This window comes from Parabacteroides goldsteinii DSM 19448 = WAL 12034, from assembly GCF_000969835.1.
GTDB lineage: Bacteria > Bacteroidota > Bacteroidia > Bacteroidales > Tannerellaceae > Parabacteroides > Parabacteroides goldsteinii.
In genome coordinates this window covers 38,296-55,862 of sequence record NZ_KQ033913.1, presented here as the reverse complement: position 1 = coordinate 55,862, position 17,567 = coordinate 38,296, and the positions used below count along the sequence as shown (strand labels likewise).

Here is a 17,567-nt window from a genome sequence, read left to right as displayed (position 1 = left end):
TCTAGCGGATAGTAATCTTACAATCATCCAGATTGTCGATAATAGCCAGGCTTTCCACATGGATACCCGACTCACGCAAGGCTTTTCCTCCATCCTGAAAGGCTTTTTCTATAATAAAGCCCATACCGGAAATGGTTGCACCCGCCTGCTCTGCCAGATCAATCATTCCCAGGGCAGCATTACCGAAAGCCAGGAAATCGTCTATAAAAAGAATATGATCGTCTGCCGTCAGGAAGTTATTACTGATACAAACCGTATAATCACGGTCTTTCGTAAAAGAATGGACTACCGTACTCAGCATGTTCTCCATCGTCTTCGGTTGCTTCTTCTTTACAAATACGACCGGCAACTGCAAAATATATCCCACCATAATAGCCGGAGCAATACCGCTGGCTTCGATCGTTACAATCTTATTAATATGTTCGCCTTTAAAACGATTGATGAACTCTTCGGCAACCTTGTACAGAAGCATCGGGTCCATCTGATGGTTAATGAAACTATCGACTTTCAGGATACCTCCCGGATAACATCTGCCATCTTGCAGAATACGCTGTTTAAGTAATTCCATGTGTTTTATTCTGTTTTATCTACTTGATCTTCCTTTACTCTTATCAAAACATTGGCTATGATAGCTGTTAATCCGCCAGTTGTTATACCTGAAGAAAAGATACCTTTAATCGCTTCGGGAGCCGTTTTCAGAATATCGGGCATCAACTCGACACCGAGTCCCAACGACAAACTGACCGCCAGCACCAGCGTAGCTTTCCGGTTGATTTCCTGTGCGGCAATAATACGGATACCGGCCGCTGCCACCGTACCGAACATCAATAAAGTCGCTCCCCCAAGGACCGGATCGGGCATCAAAGAGAAAATAACCCCGACAACCGGAAATAACCCCAACAGGATCAACATTCCGGCAATATAATAACCGACATATCGGCTGGCAACACCTGTCAACTGGATAATCCCGTTATTTTGTGCAAAGATAGAGTTTGGAAACGAATTAAAGACACCTGCGACGAAAGAATTCACGCCATCCGCCAACACACCGCCGGATACACGCTTCAGATACCCCTCTCCTTCAATCGATTTACCGGAAATCATGGAGTTGGCAGTAACATCGCCGGTCGCCTCGATCGCAGTAATCAGGTAGACTAGCCCAATCGCAATAAAGGAAGATATATTAAAATCCAACCCATACTTAAAGGGTACCGGAATATTGAATCCGCTCAGATTTTGTGAAGCGGCAGCGCTCATATCCACCATGCCCAAAGCAAAGGAGAGTCCGTAACCGATACACAGCCCAAGAACAATCGAGCTCATTCGCAGGTATTTATTTTTACAACGGTTGAAGAACAGGACGCTCAACAACACCGTCGCCGCCACTCCCAGATTCTCCAAACTACCGAACGTTCCGTTATCCATCGCTGCAAAGCCACCTCCGCAGGAGACAACCCCCACTTTAATCAAGCTCAAACCAATCAACAAGACAACGATACCGGAAACCAACGGTGTAATGATAGAACGCATATACTTAAATGTACGGCTGATAATCATCTCGACCGGAGCGGCAGCCATACAAACACCAAAGATAAGCGGCAACCCGCCAGCCAGGCCGGCAGAGATGATCGGTCCGATAAAAGAAAAACTCGTACCCTGTATACAGAGCAACCCTGCCCCTACCGGACCAATCCGCTTACATTGTATGAAGGTCGACACACCGGAAGCAAAAAGAGCCATCGACACCAAAAAACCGGTTGTTTCGAGATCCAGCTTCAATGCCCCCGCAATAATCAAAGGCGGAGTAATAATTGCGACAAAAATGGCTAATAAATGCTGCAAAGCGGCAAACAACGTCTCCTTTAAAGGCGGACGGTCATCGATGCCATAAATCAAATCTGTTTCTTTTACCGGGATAATAGTCTCTTCTAACTCCTCTGTGTTAATCTTCATCTTTACTTTATATATTGTATTCTATTACAGTTTCAAATCCTGCAAGGTCTCGCCTTTGGCATTCAATACACGCAACGTCATTTCCTTTCCTTTCTTCTGAAGGACCATCACTGTGGCACCGTCCATCCGGTATCCTCCTCCCACCATAATAGGGAAGTTGTTACCGTTGGCAGTACCTTTCGGATAATAGGCATGGCGGTGCGTATGTGCATTGATACAAATATTGAACGGTGCTTTTGCCAGCAGCCCTCCCCATAACTCCAAACACGGATTATAACGATCCACCTCCTTACCATAAATAGGTATATGATGGATTAAGACACGTTTTGCAGCCTGTTTGAATGGTTTCGAGGCCAGTTCTTCTTTCAGAAAACCGACCTGTGCTTCGCGCAAAGCCGAAAAATCATTCAAGCCATAATATACCCAGTGGTCATCCGGTTTGTCTTCGCCACAGTCGAGCATAACGATACGGGTATCGCCCCAGTTGAATGCTCCATACGTTTTATCACCTACATAATCGAACAAACTGCGCAGCCCGATTGAATAAGCATTTCTAATCTCATGGTTGCCACGCAGATAAAAAACAGGGACATCAGCTGCACCGACCGTCTCGTTCAGCTCCGAAAGGAAATGAGTCGCTTCGTCATGATCTTTCGGGTCATCGATGCAGTCACCATTAAAGATCACGAAATCATAGTCTACATCCTTCACTTGTTTGTATAGGGCTTGTAATGTCTCAGAATGTTTGTGCAGGTCGTTGAAGATAATAGTTGTAAAATCAGCATCGGAAGAAGCCGGTAAGGTGAATGAATGGAAATCGGAAACAGCCGTTTCGCCGAATACTTTCTTATAGGCCTGATAAAGCATTATTTCCTGTGAGCAAACACGATAATAATACGTCTTGCCCGGTTCCAGATCGTTCAGTCTTACTTTATTTTGCAAGTCATTGCAAATAACCTGTCCGTCCACGATCGTACGTGCTTTTTTCAACTGGTTCTTATCGGTTCCGTATTCCACCCAGCTATAAGCAGGCACCGTTGTCTGCCACATAACCGTGATACCGTTTCCTACCGGGTTCTGCAAATAAGGTTCCGTACGGAATATCTGTGCGGCAGGCTGCATAAAAGCAATCTCCGCCACAATCGGACGATGATCGGAGGCAGCCGGCTCATTCACGACATAAGCAGAAAGGCGGGTAAATGCCGTTGTGTCCTTGGCATAAGCAGCGATATAATCGATTGTTTCCGTAGGTTCGTCGGCCGGGAAAGTCGGTTGCTTGGTGTTTGTCAGGATAACGAAATCCTTTTGAACCTCCTGTATGACTTCCGAATCAGGATGGGCATTGAAATCGCCGGCTATGAATAAAGGTTTATTGGCTTTTGCCACTTCCTTACGGATGATATCCAAGGAGGCCAGACGATCTTCCCCTGTCAGCGACAGGTGGGTGCAGCAATAAATATATTTCTCAAATTCAACGATCAGCAAAGCACGTTCTTCCTCTCTTCCCGGAAGAGCCAGATGGTAATGGCGAAGCGGTTTCTCCTTACTCAGCATACCGATACCATATTTGCCGCCGTCATAATTTATTGCGGGAGCATAAACGGGAAACATAAGCGTCTTATCAGCCAATACACGCAAGATGTCGGTCTGGCCGCTTCTGCCCGTTACACTGTCCACTTCCTGAACAGCGACAACATTCGGACGCACCTTATTGATTACATCAGCCGTACGTTGAATATTGGAGACATTATCCAATCCTCTCCCGTTACGGATATTATAACTCATGATACGCAAGGAGTTATCCTCCCTTGCCCCTTTCTCCTGTGAATAAATATTACATAACGGCAATAACATAAAAAGTATCGCCATGAACCTACTCCCGTGTCTCATCTGTTTATTATTTAGTGATTAACAGAGGACAAAAGTAAGAAAAAGGAATGATTTTCCCTTTAGAGGTAGGTCTAATTTCATTTAGAGGTAGGTGTAAATCGATTTAGACGTACCTCTAAATTCATTTACACCTACCTCTTTTCTCAAAAGGTATGGTAGAAAAAACGAGAATGTTCTAAATATCCCGAAATTATTCTCCCATTATTTCTTTCAAATCCTGTTCGAACTGTGCAATATCTTCACCGGTCGTATCCCACGAAGTAACCAGGCGGGCCTCGTTATTTTCTTCGTTCCACATATAGAAGAAATAACGGTCCTGCAATTTCTTCAGCGGTTCTGCCGGGATGGTGAAGAATATCTGATTGGTTTCAACCTTCTGGGTAAACTGTATCTGGGGATATTGTTTGAGTGCCTCAGCCAGTTTAGCTGCACTGATATTGGCTTTCATCGCATTTTCAAGCCAAAGGTTGTTTTCAAGATAAGGAATAAACTGTGCAGACAGATAACGCAACTTGGAGGCCAACTGAGCCGATTGTTTCCGGTAATACTGCAAATTCTCCGTGATCTCAGGACGGAAGGAAACGACAGCCTCCCCCATCATCATTCCGTTTTTGGTCCCCCCAAAACTCAGGATATCCACACCAGCATCTACCGTTACCTGTTTCATGGAACAATTCAGATATGCACAGGCATTTGCCAGACGGGCACCGTCCATGTGCAGATACATATTGTGGGCATGCAGCAAATCGGCAATGGCTTTTACTTCTTCTACCGTATAGACCGTTCCCAGCTCAGAAACCTGGGAGATATAAACAGCTTTCGGTTGGGAATGATGGCAAACGCCGAAGTTATGCAAACGCGGTTTTATCAATTCGGGAGTAAGTTTGCCGTCGGTTGTCGGAATAGTAACAACCGCACAGCCGGTCATCCGGGCCGGAGCTCCGCATTCATCTACATTAATATGTGCCGTCTCAGCACACAAAATACTGTTGAAAGGACGCGTCACAGCCTGTAAAGCCACCGAATTAGCACCGGTACCGTTAAAAACAAAGAACGGAGAGGCTTCTTCACCAAATATGCTTTTAATCTTTGCCACTGCGGCACTTGTCCAGGGGTCGTCGCCATATCCGATTGCGTGATCCTCATTTGCTTTTATCACAGCCTCCATTACGAATGGATGGACGCCCGAATTGTTATCGCTTGCAAAACTTCTCATTGTGTTTTAGTATTTTGCGGCAAAAGTACGGATTTATTCATTAATATGTCATTTTTATCATCTATATATTAAAAAAGAAGAGGCCTCCAACCGGAAGCCTCTTCTTTTTATTAACTTGTTTATTAGAATATTAACCACTAACTCAGGCGAAAATCCTTCAAAACTTTCTGCAACTCCTGGCGGGCAAAGAAGATACGGCTCTTTACCGTTCCCAGTGGTACATTCAATTTGTCAGCGATCTCATTATATTTATAGCCACTTAAAAACATGGAAAAAGGAACTTTCAATTCATCATTCAATCCATTAATGGCTTTTGTGATTTCCTGAATCTGATAAGCTCCGTCCGGAGAATCAAATCCCGAATCATTCACGACGTCCAAATTATACAAATCAACACCCTGATCAACAACGGTTTGCGTACGAACAATCTTATGATAATTGTTTATAAAGATATTACGCATTACGGTCAAGACCCAGCCTTTAAAATTAATATTGTCAACAAACTTTTCCTGATTGTCTAAAACCTTCAGCGTTGTGTCTTGCATCAAATCCTGGGCGTCATCCCGATTTGCGGTGAGCATCAATGCAAAATTCATCATGTTTTCTTGCATGCTCAATAATTTTTTCTGAAATTGCAACGCATTCATATTACTTACTATTTATAAAAGGTTAATACCGGTTAAGTATAGCCCCTCACTATTGAGAGACAATACAAACTTACATAAAAATTGAGATTTATAAGCGCGTCTAATAAAAATAAAGACCACTCCCTGCTGTTATTCCACCGACTTTCGTTATTTTAAAGTTGTAATACAAAAAAACTATATCTTATGGACAGAGTTTGTGGTCTTGATGTGCATAAAGATAGTGTCTTTATGTGTATTCTCACAGCAAACGGTGAGAAAATTGAAGATGTGTTTGGAACTTTAACACCGGAACTGGATCGCCTTCGTGACACTTTAGTCTCTCATGGTGTTGGTAAAGTTGCAATGGAAAGCACCAGTATTTATTGGGTTCCTATTTGGCGCATTTTGGAATGCGATTTTGATGTTAAATTGGTTAACCCTTATTTCATCCGTCAACTCCCTGGTCGTAAAACTGATATTAAAGATGCCCAATGGATTGCGACTGTTCTTCAGAAAGAGCTAATTAAGGGAAGTTATATTCCTGATTCAAAAATACAGGAATTACGTCAGTACAGTCGTCGTATCTTCCATTTGACTCGTCGCAAACAGCAAGCTGAATCTGCTATCGATCTAACGTTGCAACGTTGCAATATTCGTTTGAGTAATTATGTTTCTGATATTGGTTGTAAATCCATGCGTAAGGTGGTCAATGCATTAATCTGTGGTGAAACTGATTCTGAAGTATTAGCTCTGTTGGTTCACAAGCGTATTCGTAATAAACATTGTCATGAGGTTATTAAGTCGTCTTTGACTGGTATTGTATCTTCATCAGACAGAGACATGCTTAAAATGAGTTTGGAAGAAGTGGAACTTTATGATCGTCAGCTTCTTGAGTGTAAAGAGAAAATGCGAATAATTTGCGAGGGACATTATGCCGAGGAACTGGAAATCCTTCAAACAGCTCCTGGGATAAAAGAGGAAAGCGCTATGAGAATCATAGCAGAAATCGGTGTTGACATGAAAGCCTTTCTAACAGCATCAGCTTTAGTTGGCTGGGCTGGATTAAGACCGCGAAATGATCAAAGTGCAGGAAAGATCAAAGGAAGAAAGACTTTACATGGAAACAAGTATTTACGTGTTATGCTTACACAATGTGCATGGGGAGCCTGCAGGACTCAAACATCTAAATTTTATAGCAGATATCATACCTTGAAAAAGAGAATGAATCACAACAAGGCTTTAATGGCAAATGCTCGAAAGCTACTCGTTGTTATTTGGAATTTATTAGCTAAAAAGCAACCTTATATGCCATTGGTGAATTAATGGTTGCTTCTTAATGAGCGTTCCAAGACCCTTATATTTGTGGTGGAGTAAACCCCGTTTTTGCAAACTGGTATACAGGCACGCTCTGGCAAGGAATTGCGTCTGAGACAAACAAGCTCGAAGAGGAAATTATTTATCACTCTCTACATAGACAAAATGTAGGGACAGCTACAAAGTGATCTTATTTTAACGGGAGTTCGAAATAAGGTTAGTGTAACTTTTATTACACAGAAAATAATAAGAAAAAAGGGACCCTTATACAGACTCCCTCCCAAAGATCATACATTTCATAGTCAAGACTGTGGCAATGTTATCTCTTTGTGTTTTTCATAGTTAAAATCTTTTCGTCAAAGGACAGGTTTATTTTTCTTTAATACAAACTTTTTGTTATATTTTTACACATACATGTTATTAAACATGGCTTGACTGTTATTCTGAGGAAGGTTATGGTACTTATTTCGAACTCACGTTTGTTTATTTATAGAGGAAATGTAGGAAATATTATTGATACTGGATGACGCTTTGAGGAATATTAATATTAAAAATCGTAACTTAATATATTTATAACAAATTCAGCTGAAAATGAACAGCTTTTACAAGTTTACAACTTGAAGAATTTCAAAATTTACAAGTTGTATGTTACAATTTTCAATTAAGTATAAAAAGTATAGCTAATTAGATAAAATGATGAAAAATTCAGGATTCTTATTATTACTGTTATTTATAGCGATAACAACCTTTAAATCAACAGCTAAAGAACAAAAACTAGTCTATCAAATCGACATAAAGAAAGAGATTGATAATACTACCCGCTTATACCTTCGTAACGGATTGGAAGAAGCGAAATCATTGGGGGCCGATGCCGTTCTTCTTCATATGAACACCTATGGAGGATTGCTCGAAGCAGCGGATTCAATGCGTACCGCAATCTTGTACAACCCTGTTCCCGTCTACGTTTTTATCGATAATAATGCCGCTTCGGCCGGAGCGCTGATATCGATTGCGTGTAAAAAAATCTTTATGAGGAAAGGCGCCAACATCGGTGCCGCGACTGTCGTTAACCAAACCGGAGCCGCTTTGCCTGATAAATATCAATCATACATGCGTTCGATGATTCGATCGACAGCCGAAGCACACGGAAAAGATACGATCATCCAGGGGACGGATACTACATACAGATGGAAAAGGGATCCGCTGATAGCCGAAGCCATGGTGGACGAACGTGTCATTGTTCCGAATCTGATCGACTCGGGCAAAGTGCTTACCTTCACTGCCGACGAGGCACTGGAATGGGGCTATTGCGACGGCATTGCGGAAACACCCGGTGAAGTGATCACAAAGTATCTGGGATACAACGATTATGAACTGAAGACATACGAACCGTCCTGGTATGACGACCTGAAAGGTTTCCTGATGAATCCGATGTTGCAATCGCTTCTTATCATTATTATTATAGGAGGTATCTATTTCGAAATGCAGACGCCGGGACTCGGCTTCCCGTCGGCAGCCGCCATCGTCGCCGCGATTCTTTATTTCGCTCCTTTATATATGGACGGACTGGCACAGAACTGGGAAATACTGGTCTTTATCATCGGACTACTGTTAATTGCAGCGGAGATATTTATCATCCCGGGATTCGGTATAGCGGGCATCAGCGGCATCATCTTTCTGGTTGCCGGATTGACACTCAGCCTGCTGAATAATACGGATTTCAACTTCGAAGCAGTTTCTTCCAAAGAAATCGGAGAAGCGGCATTGACCGTCCTGATCGGATTGGGGCTGGGCTTCGTGCTGATGATCTGGTTATCCAACAAAATCGGGACAAAAGGTATGTTCCGGAAAGTAGCGCTCCACAAAGACCTTGAAGACGCCCACTCCTCCCCTTCATTGACTCCGCTGATCGGGAAGGAAGGAACAGCCTTCACCGTACTTCGTCCTTCGGGTAAAGTAATGATCGACAACGAACTCTACGATGGTGTATCGGATTCCGGCTTCATTGAAAAAGGGACAAAAGTGAAAGTGGTCCGTTTTGAGAATGCACAGGTATATGTGGAAACCTCCGATCTATAACGCCATCTTATCGTTGCCGGGCACCCGTTGATAAAAAATACGTTTATCAACGACCACATATTGCAGGGCATCGATCGCCAGCAAATCGCTCAGAATATTTTTGGCCGTGTAATAATTTACATGGCCAATACGGCAAAGCTGACCTGCATTGATATAAGGATATTGCTCCAGGTAAGAGAACAGGCGCTCTACCGGCTTGCTGATCTTCACCAGTGTCCCGTCTTTCCGGCGCTTCTTCTCCCACGAAAGAACCAAAATCTCATTTGCCAGGATATTCTCGTCGGCTACACGGATATAGGCTTTATACTTATCCTCTTTATCAGGCGCCAGATGAGGTTTGTCCGCACTGGGCGCTATATAGATTTCCAAAACGGTTTTCCCGTTTATTTCCCAGCGGGTAGCCTCGAAAGGGACTTCCGGCTGAGTGTACATTTTAGATGCAGCCTCAATCATATAATATTCTTCCTCACTGTGGACACCGGAGATATTCCCATTGTCTTTCACCCCAATCAGCAACCGACCGCCATCGGTATTGGCAAAAGCAGACAAGGTGCGGGCAATCTTCTTACTGTCGCTCACTTCGAACTTAAAATCGAGTTGTTGATGCTCGCCCTGTTCAATCAATGCTTCTATCGGATGTTTCTTCTTCATTTTGGCTCATTATTTGACCTGCAAAATTAAAATAAATGTCTAACTTTGCCAACCGAAAAAGAGTGAAAGCATGTCACAGATCCCTTCATTAATTTCAGACCTGGCAGTAATACTGATTTCTGCGGGGCTTGTTACTTTGCTTTTCAAGAAATTAAAGCAACCGGTCGTACTTGGCTATATTGTTGCCGGAATTCTGGCAGGACCAGCCATTAAAGAAATCCCTACCGTTACAGACGTAGAAAGTATCCGTATCTGGGCCGACATCGGTGTCGTATTCCTGCTTTTTGCCCTGGGACTGGACTTCAGTTTTAAGAAACTGATGAAAGTCGGAGGCACCGCCGTTATCGGAGCAGTCACCGTCGTTATCGGGATGATGACGTTCGGCTATATCACCGGATTGTCGCTCGGCTGGGGGCACATGAATAGTCTTTTCCTGGGCGGAATGCTTTCCATGTCGTCCACGACAATCATATTCAAGGCTTTCGACGATATGGGGCTGCGCAACCAACGGTTTGCCGGAGTGGTGTTCGGGATATTAGTGGTGGAAGACTTATTTGCTGTCCTGCTGATGGTTTTGCTTTCCACACTTGCCGTCAGTAAACATGTCGAAGGGATGGAGTTGCTCGACAGCGTGATAAAACTGGGGGTATTCCTGCTCTTCTGTTTTGTAGTCGGTATTTACCTTATTCCTTCTTTCCTGAAAAGAGCACGGACTTTCCTCAATGACGAAACCCTGCTGATCGTCAGTATCGGCCTATGCCTGGGGATGGTCATGATCGCGACTAAAGCCGGATTTTCTTCTGCACTTGGCGCTTTCGTGATGGGGTCTATCCTTGCTGAGACAATCGATGCAGAACATATAGAACATATCGTAAAACCGGTAAAAGACTTGTTCGGAGCCATTTTCTTCGTTTCCGTCGGCATGCTGATCGACCCGGTATTACTTTGGGAATACAAAATACCGATCCTGATACTGACACTGGTCGTCATGGTCGGACAGATACTTTTTGCCACCTTCGGCGTACTATTATCGGGACAGACTGTCAAAGTCGCCATCCAGTCCGGTTTCTCGCTGGCACAGATCGGTGAGTTCGCTTTTATTATCGCCTCTTTGGGACTGACGCTCAAAGTAACGGATAATTTCCTTTACCCGATCGTTGTGGCCGTATCTGTCATAACGACCTTTTTTACGCCCTATATGATACGTATGGCCGAACCGGCTTATAAAATAGCTGAACGAGTCATCCCGGCAAGCTGGATGAGTTTTCTGGAACGTTATTCTTCTGGCTCCAACACGATCCGGCAGAAAAGTGCCTGGGACAAACTGCTGAAAGCATTGGTGCGTATCGTCGGCACCTATACGGCTGTCACGCTGGTACTGATCTTTATCTGGTTGCAATTCGTCGCTCCGTTCATTATCAATCAGCTACCGGGACTGCAAGGACAAATCATTTCCCTGGTTCTGATCCTTCTCCTGATCTCACCGATGCTGCGTGCCATCATGATGAAAAAGAACCATTCCGTAGAATACCAGCAATTGTGGCACGACAGCAAATATAACCGTGGTCCGTTGGTTTCCCTGATTGTGCTCCGTATTATATTATGTATAGGGCTCGTCATGCTGCCGATCGCACGCCTGCTGAACACTGCTGTCGGAATAGGGCTCGCCATCGCAGCCACCGTCATAGCCCTGGTTATCTTCTCTAAGCGGTTGAAGAAGCAGTCGATCCTGATGGAACGCCATTTCTTCACAAACCTGACGGCACGTGAACTGGAGAACGAACGAAACGCTCCCATCAACCAACGGTTCGCCAGCCATCTGCTGGAACGCGACCTTCACCTGGCTGATTTTGAAGTGAAGCAAAACTCCCCCAGTATGGGCAAGACACTCAAAGAACTTAATTTCAGGCAGAAATGTAATGTGAACATCGTTACTATTATCCGGGGAAGCAAGCGTATCAACATACCGGGAGGAAACGAACGGCTTTATCCGTTTGATAAGCTGGTCGTAGTCGGTGCGGATGACGACCTGGCCCATTTCCGTCAATACATAGAGGAGCGTTATAAAGAATCGCTAAATAACCTCCAGGAGACTAAAGAGGTGAATATGGAACAATTCTTTATCAGTGAAGGCTCCGGACTTATCGGCCGGACTATCCTTGAATCCGGAATACGCGATAACTCCGGCTGCCTGGTGATCGGTATCGAACGAGATGCCCGTTCAATCAAAAACCCGCCTCCAACAACCGTATTCGAGCAGGGAGATATTGTATGGATCGTCGGCGAACATGAGAAAGTGCTTCGTCTCAGTGAGGGTAAAACAGTAAAATAATTAACTAACGAATAAAAACAACCGGAGTATGAAGTTTATAGGAATAATACCGGCAAGATATGCCTCCACCCGCTTCCCGGGGAAACCTTTGGCCGACATGGCCGGCAGGCCCATGATACAGCGTGTGTATGAACAAGTGAAGGATGTACTGGATGCCGTTTGTGTAGCCACCGACGATAGCCGTATCGAAGCTGCCGTGAAAGCATTCGGCGGAAATGTCGTTATGACTTCCGACCAGCACCGGAGTGGCACCGACCGTGTTTACGAAGCCTACACTAAAGTTGGACAAGGATACGATGTCGTTGTCAATATCCAGGGAGACGAACCTTTCATCCATCCGGAACAGATCGAGACGTTAAAAGCATGTTTTACTGATGTCGGCACGCAGATTGCCACACTGGTAAAACCATTCCGTCCGGACGATGACTTCGAAACGACATTATTCAATGCAAACTCACCGAAAGTCGTTCTCAACAAGAATAACGAAGCAATGTATTTCAGCCGTTCCATCATTCCTTATATGCGCGGCAAAAATTACCAGGAATGGTTACCCAACCATACGTATTACAAACATATCGGTTTGTATGCTTACCGGGCCGATACGCTGAAAGAAATCACCCACCTGCCCCAATCACCACTGGAGCTTGCCGAAAGCCTGGAACAACTCAGATGGCTCGAAAACGGCTACAAGATAAAAGTCGGCATCACCCAGCAGGAGACAATCGGTATCGACACGCCTGAAGACATGGAGAAAGCACTTGCTTTTCTCAGCCAACAGCATGGCTGAACGCAGTAAGCGCCAGCAATACCAGTAAAAGTCCGGAAGTGACAGATACAGACCATACACTGATCTGCATATACCGGACTTTCTTAAACTGCGTAGCCACCAACACACAAGCCAGCATGATAGCCGGGAAAAATGCCGGAAGCCATGCCTGTGGATATTGATATGCCTGTTCTTCTGAAAGTGAGTACAGTTCTTTCAGGAATTCAGGCAGCACAGTACCCGTTATCAACAGCAAAGCCCAATACACCCAATGCTTCTCTCCTATTTCCGCCTCGTACAACAGTACAAGGATTACAAAAATAAACAACCGGCTCCCCACCATACAATAAACCGCAAACAACAAAATAAACCCCGTCACCCAGGAGAGCCATTTTACCTTTATCTGTATATAACCACAAAATATATACAAAACAATAACCAAAGAAAGAATAGAATTCAAATGATAATAAGGACTACAATAGGTTCCCCACTCCATAACAACCGGAAACAGAGCATACAAAGGAGCCATATCCCCTACATTGAATTTCCGCAGAATAAATAAAGAAGCCCACCATTCCAGCATCAACACGGCCGTAATCAAAACAGCCCCGCCACCGACAGGAACAAACAAAGACGTAAGTACTTTCGCCATTGAACAAGCCAGCCATGCAGGTTTCCCCCAATAGCCGACCAACACTTCCGGCAAACTCGCAACACTTACCACCTCTTCCTTCAGGAACAAATGATCCGAATCAAAAAACTGGAAAAAGATAACGCATAGCAATGCAAAGAGTCCAGCTACCCTCTTTTGCAAAAGCTTTTCTTTCTTATCCATCAGTGAACTATTTTTATACCTATTAAACTCAAAACGTAAAGCCGGTACTTGCTATTCCTACCGGATAAGTCGTCAACGTAAGCATAATCATCAATAGTTGACTTATATATCAATAGTGCAAACTTACATAAAAATTGAGATTTATAAGCGCGTCTAATAAAAATAAAGACCACTCCCTGCTGTTATTCCACCGACTTTCGTTATTTTAAAGTTGTAATACAAAAAAACTATATCTTATGGACAGAGTTTGTGGTCTTGATGTGCATAAAGATAGTGTCTTTATGTGTATTCTCACAGCAAACGGTGAGAAAATTGAAGATGTGTTTGGAACTTTAACACCGGAACTGGATCGCCTTCGTGACACTTTAGTCTCTCATGGTGTTGGTAAAGTTGCAATGGAAAGCACCAGTATTTATTGGGTTCCTATTTGGCGCATTTTGGAATGCGATTTTGATGTTAAATTGGTTAACCCTTATTTCATCCGTCAACTCCCTGGTCGTAAAACTGATATTAAAGATGCCCAATGGATTGCGACTGTTCTTCAGAAAGAGCTAATAAAGGGAAGTTATATTCCTGATTCAAAAATACAGGAATTACGTCAGTACAGTCGTCGTATCTTCCATTTGACTCGTCGCAAACAGCAAGCTGAATCTGCTATCGATCTAACGTTGCAACGTTGCAATATTCGTTTGAGTAATTATGTTTCTGATATTGGTTGTAAATCCATGCGTAAGGTGGTCAATGCATTAATCTGTGGTGAAACTGATTCTGAAGTATTAGCTCTGTTGGTTCACAAGCGTATTCGTAATAAACATTGTCATGAGGTTATTAAGTCGTCTTTGACTGGTATTGTATCTTCATCAGACAGAGACATGCTTAAAATGAGTTTGGAAGAAGTGGAACTTTATGATCGTCAGCTTCTTGAGTGTAAAGAGAAAATGCGAATAATTTGCGAGGGACATTATGCCGAGGAACTGGAAATCCTTCAAACAGCTCCTGGGATAAAAGAGGAAAGCGCTATGAGAATCATAGCAGAAATCGGTGTTGACATGAAAGCCTTTCTAACAGCATCAGCTTTAGTTGGCTGGGCTGGATTAAGACCGCGAAATGATCAAAGTGCAGGAAAGATCAAAGGAAGAAAGACTTTACATGGAAACAAGTATTTACGTGTTATGCTTACACAATGTGCATGGGGAGCCTGCAGGACTCAAACATCTAAATTTTATAGCAGATATCATACCTTGAAAAAGAGAATGAATCACAACAAGGCTTTAATGGCAAATGCTCGAAAGCTACTCGTTGTTATTTGGAATTTATTAGCTAAAAAGCAACCTTATATGCCATTGGTGAATTAATGGTTGCTTCTTAATGAGCGTTCCAAGACCCTTATATTTGTGGTGGAGTAAACCCCGTTTTTGCAAACTGGTATACAGGCACGCTCTGGCAAGGAATTGCGTCTGAGACAAACAAGCTCGAAGAGGAAATTATTTATCACTCTCTACATAGACAAAATGTAGGGACAGCTACAAAGTGATCTTATTTTAACGGGAGTTCGAAATAAGGTTAGTGTAACTTTTATTACACAGAAAATAATAAGAAAAAAGGGACCCTTATACAGACTCCCTCCCAAAGATCATACATTTCATAGTCAAGACTGTGGCAATGTTATCTCTTTGTGTTTTTCATAGTTAAAATCTTTTCGTCAAAGGACAGGTTTATTTTTCTTTAATACAAACTTTTTGTTATATTTTTACACATACATGTTATTAAACATGGCTTGACTGTTATTCTGAGGAAGGTTATGGTACTTATTTCGAACTCACGTTTGTTTATTTATAGAGGAAATATATAAATATTTTAATACAACGCACACCACATTTCTTCAAATTCAAGCGATTGTACAAAATATACAACTTATTGCATAATCCGGACACAAAAAAAGGCGTGCCTGAGTCTTTTCCGGACCGGCACGCCTCTCTTTTATTTATCTTGCAGAAAAAGCTGTTATCTTTTCTTTTTCTGATCCTGTTGTTTCTTCAACTGCTCCTGCTGCATACGCTGCGCTTCTTCCAGACGTTTCATGAAACCAGATTTCTTCTGAGGCTTCTTCTTGTTGGCTTCCAGCTTAGCCAGCAGCTTATCTTCATTAATCGTATAACGGAACACCAATGTCTGAACAATCGTGATCAGCGTAGAAATGAAGTAATAGTAAGTCAGACCCGATGCATACTGGTTGAAGAATACCAGGAACATCAGCGGCATCATATACATCATCGCCTTCATACCCGGCATCTGTTGCTGTCCGGTATTGGTCATTTCCATATTATACTTGGTATAGATAACGTTGGTGATTGTCATCAGCAGACAGAACAAACTGATGTGGTTACCAAAATACGGAGTGATAATAGGAATGTATTTGTTCCAACTGAAAATAGCATCGTATGTTGACAAATCGTGCGCCCAAAGGAAACTCTGGTGACGCAGTTCGATTGCCGACGGGAAGAACATGAACAAGGCGATCAAAATCGGCATCTGCAACAGCATCGGGATACAACCTGCCATCGGGCTTGCCCCGGCTCGGCTATACAATTCCATAGTTGCACGCTGGCGTTCCACCGCTTTATCCTGTCCCGGATATTTGGCATTAAGCTCTTCCACCTGTGGACGAAGCACACGCATCTTCGCTGACGACATATATGATTTATATGTCAACGGGAATAAAATCAGTTTCACGATAATCGTCATCAACAGGATGATCAGACCGTAACTCTTGATATATTTACCCAGGAAGTCAAACATCGGAATGACGAAATACTGGTTCACCCAACGGAAGACACTGGCACCCAGCGGAACCAAGCGTTCCAGATCCAACTGCTGGTCCGAAGCAACCCCTTTGTCATACGATTTCAGCAACGGATAGCTGTTCGGTCCGAAGAAATAACGGAAAGTCGTTGCCTCATTGCCTCTCAGGTCAAAAGGAACGGCTGTTGTAGTCTTAAACTCTTTAACGATACCGTCTGCCTCAACCATCTTTGAATCGAAAGTGGCGCTTTCAAAACCTTCATCGGCAATCATCACCGTCGAGAAGAATTTATCTTTATAAGCAATCCATTTCAGACGGCCCGACACCTTCTTGTCTTCGCTCTTGCTTTCGCTCAGCTGCTCCACATCATCGGACAGGAATTTATAATACAAGGCAGTATATCTGTTTTCATATTTGATACCCTGTTCCTGCTGGCGGATTTTCTGACGCCATACCATATCCAAAGCAGTCGTACTCGGAGCCAGGACACCGTTCAGGCTCGTTCCCTTAATATCGAACTGAACCATATAATCGTCCGGCTTGACTGTATAGATAAAGTCCAGTGAACTGCCTTCACCTGTATTCAGTCGCATCACCAACCGGTTCGGGTCCTGTGTTTTCACCGGAGTGAAATACAGGTCGGCTGTGTTCAATACGCGGTTGGTTGCTGTTACCAGGGTAAAGTCAAGCGAAGCCTCTTTTCCTTCAAACAGGATGACCGGCTTATCATCATACGTTGTATAATCCTTCAGGCGGGCATATGAAATACGTCCTCCCTTATTACTGATATGCAGTTCGATCAGATCATTTTCCAAAACAGTTACATCATCTGTACCTGTCATTGCTTCAGCGAATACACCGAAACTGCTCTTCAGCCGGGCATCTCTCGCAGAATCCGGCAAGCTATCAAAAGAATTATCGGCAGTGCTTTTGCTGTCTTCGCGTTGCAACTCCGCCTGTTTAGCCAGTTCGATCTGAGCGATCGAGTCCTGATAACGGCGCTGGGCTTCCAACTGCTCAGGCGTCGGTTTGTTAAACCAGCTGAATGCAAATAAAACAATACCAATAAGCAGAAAACCAATTAATGTGTTTTTATCCATCT

General features: G+C 43.4%; 13 protein-coding genes. 5 read left to right on the top strand and 8 right to left on the bottom strand.

Annotated elements, in window-relative coordinates; all coding sequences use genetic code 11:
* Position 1 precedes the first annotated feature (1 nt).
* From xpt to HMPREF1535_RS13315, 5 genes are all read right to left on the bottom strand, one after another.
* The gene (gene xpt / locus HMPREF1535_RS13335; RefSeq protein WP_007657631.1) at positions 2–568 is read right to left on the bottom strand and encodes a xanthine phosphoribosyltransferase; all 567 of its coding nucleotides are present in this window, start codon (positions 566–568) and stop codon (positions 2–4) included.
* Positions 569–573: 5 nt separating this feature from the next.
* Entirely contained in the window at positions 574–1,953 is a 1,380-nt protein-coding gene (locus HMPREF1535_RS13330; protein ID WP_007657629.1) for a nucleobase:cation symporter-2 family protein, read from the bottom strand.
* A gap of 24 nt (positions 1,954–1,977) precedes the next feature.
* Positions 1,978–3,807: an endonuclease/exonuclease/phosphatase family protein gene (locus tag HMPREF1535_RS13325; RefSeq protein WP_187386444.1), complete on the bottom strand. Its 1,830-nt coding sequence runs from the start codon at positions 3,805–3,807 to the stop codon at positions 1,978–1,980.
* A 226-nt stretch (positions 3,808–4,033) separates the two neighbouring features.
* The gene (locus HMPREF1535_RS13320; protein ID WP_007657625.1) at positions 4,034–5,059 is read right to left on the bottom strand and encodes a threonine aldolase family protein; all 1,026 of its coding nucleotides are present in this window, start codon (positions 5,057–5,059) and stop codon (positions 4,034–4,036) included.
* Between the two features lie 137 nt (positions 5,060–5,196).
* A complete protein-coding gene (locus tag HMPREF1535_RS13315; RefSeq protein WP_007657623.1) occupies positions 5,197–5,706 on the bottom strand; it encodes an RNA polymerase sigma factor in 510 nt (169 codons plus the stop codon).
* Positions 5,707–5,889: 183 nt separating this feature from the next.
* Here HMPREF1535_RS13315 and HMPREF1535_RS13310 point away from each other — a divergent pair, with 183 nt between their 5' ends.
* Positions 5,890–7,008 (top strand): IS110 family RNA-guided transposase, encoded by a 1,119-nt coding sequence (locus HMPREF1535_RS13310; RefSeq protein ID WP_046145437.1) that lies wholly within the window; start codon positions 5,890–5,892, stop codon positions 7,006–7,008.
* A 684-nt stretch (positions 7,009–7,692) separates the two neighbouring features.
* Positions 7,693–9,078, top strand: a complete 1,386-nt coding sequence (locus HMPREF1535_RS13305) for an NfeD family protein (RefSeq protein WP_044246487.1) — start codon at positions 7,693–7,695, stop codon at positions 9,076–9,078.
* Here HMPREF1535_RS13305 and HMPREF1535_RS13300 read toward each other — a convergent pair.
* Positions 9,073–9,729: an AlbA family DNA-binding domain-containing protein gene (locus tag HMPREF1535_RS13300; protein WP_046146561.1), complete on the bottom strand. Its 657-nt coding sequence runs from the start codon at positions 9,727–9,729 to the stop codon at positions 9,073–9,075. The genes HMPREF1535_RS13305 and HMPREF1535_RS13300 overlap by 6 nt on opposite strands.
* 70 nt (positions 9,730–9,799) lie before the next feature.
* Here HMPREF1535_RS13300 and HMPREF1535_RS13295 point away from each other — a divergent pair, with 70 nt between their 5' ends.
* Both HMPREF1535_RS13295 and kdsB read left to right on the top strand, forming a co-directional pair.
* On the top strand, positions 9,800–12,061 hold the full coding sequence (locus HMPREF1535_RS13295) for a cation:proton antiporter domain-containing protein (RefSeq protein ID WP_007657617.1): 2,262 nt from the start codon (positions 9,800–9,802) through the stop codon (positions 12,059–12,061).
* A 28-nt stretch (positions 12,062–12,089) separates the two neighbouring features.
* Positions 12,090–12,848 (top strand): 3-deoxy-manno-octulosonate cytidylyltransferase, encoded by a 759-nt coding sequence (kdsB, locus tag HMPREF1535_RS13290; protein WP_007657616.1) that lies wholly within the window; start codon positions 12,090–12,092, stop codon positions 12,846–12,848.
* On the opposite strand, the gene HMPREF1535_RS13285 is transcribed toward kdsB, so the two are convergent.
* On the bottom strand, positions 12,829–13,662 hold the full coding sequence (locus HMPREF1535_RS13285) for a DUF6057 family protein (protein WP_007657615.1): 834 nt from the start codon (positions 13,660–13,662) through the stop codon (positions 12,829–12,831). The two genes, kdsB and HMPREF1535_RS13285, sit on opposite strands and share 20 nt — an antisense overlap.
* 236 nt (positions 13,663–13,898) lie before the next feature.
* Between HMPREF1535_RS13285 and HMPREF1535_RS13280 the strand changes: the two genes are divergently transcribed.
* Positions 13,899–15,017 carry an IS110 family RNA-guided transposase gene (locus HMPREF1535_RS13280; RefSeq protein WP_046145437.1) on the top strand — a complete coding sequence of 373 codons (1,119 nt, stop codon included), beginning with the start codon at positions 13,899–13,901 and terminating at the stop codon, positions 15,015–15,017.
* A 649-nt stretch (positions 15,018–15,666) separates the two neighbouring features.
* Here the strand turns inward: HMPREF1535_RS13280 and yidC are convergent.
* A complete protein-coding gene (yidC, locus tag HMPREF1535_RS13275) occupies positions 15,667–17,565 on the bottom strand; it encodes a membrane protein insertase YidC (protein ID WP_046146560.1) in 1,899 nt (632 codons plus the stop codon).
* Between the last annotated feature and the right edge of the window lie 2 nt (positions 17,566–17,567).

Excerpts from the sequence above, each read along its gene's own strand:
- xpt (WP_007657631.1), bottom strand. The coding sequence starts at position 568 with ATGGAATTACTTAAACAGCGTATTCTGCAAGATGGCAGATGTTATCCG.
- HMPREF1535_RS13330 (WP_007657629.1), bottom strand. The coding sequence starts at position 1,953 with ATGAAGATTAACACAGAGGAGTTAGAAGAGACTATTATCCCGGTAAAA.
- HMPREF1535_RS13325 (WP_187386444.1), bottom strand. The coding sequence starts at position 3,807 with ATGTTATTGCCGTTATGTAATATTTATTCACAGGAGAAAGGGGCAAGG.
- HMPREF1535_RS13320 (WP_007657625.1), bottom strand. The coding sequence starts at position 5,059 with ATGAGAAGTTTTGCAAGCGATAACAATTCGGGCGTCCATCCATTCGTA.
- HMPREF1535_RS13315 (WP_007657623.1), bottom strand. The coding sequence starts at position 5,706 with ATGAATGCGTTGCAATTTCAGAAAAAATTATTGAGCATGCAAGAAAAC.
- HMPREF1535_RS13310 (WP_046145437.1), top strand. The coding sequence starts at position 5,890 with ATGGACAGAGTTTGTGGTCTTGATGTGCATAAAGATAGTGTCTTTATG.
- HMPREF1535_RS13305 (WP_044246487.1), top strand. The coding sequence starts at position 7,693 with ATGATGAAAAATTCAGGATTCTTATTATTACTGTTATTTATAGCGATA.
- HMPREF1535_RS13300 (WP_046146561.1), bottom strand. The coding sequence starts at position 9,729 with ATGAAGAAGAAACATCCGATAGAAGCATTGATTGAACAGGGCGAGCAT.
- HMPREF1535_RS13295 (WP_007657617.1), top strand. The coding sequence starts at position 9,800 with ATGTCACAGATCCCTTCATTAATTTCAGACCTGGCAGTAATACTGATT.
- kdsB (WP_007657616.1), top strand. The coding sequence starts at position 12,090 with ATGAAGTTTATAGGAATAATACCGGCAAGATATGCCTCCACCCGCTTC.
- HMPREF1535_RS13285 (WP_007657615.1), bottom strand. The coding sequence starts at position 13,662 with ATGGATAAGAAAGAAAAGCTTTTGCAAAAGAGGGTAGCTGGACTCTTT.
- HMPREF1535_RS13280 (WP_046145437.1), top strand. The coding sequence starts at position 13,899 with ATGGACAGAGTTTGTGGTCTTGATGTGCATAAAGATAGTGTCTTTATG.
- yidC (WP_046146560.1), bottom strand. The coding sequence starts at position 17,565 with ATGGATAAAAACACATTAATTGGTTTTCTGCTTATTGGTATTGTTTTA.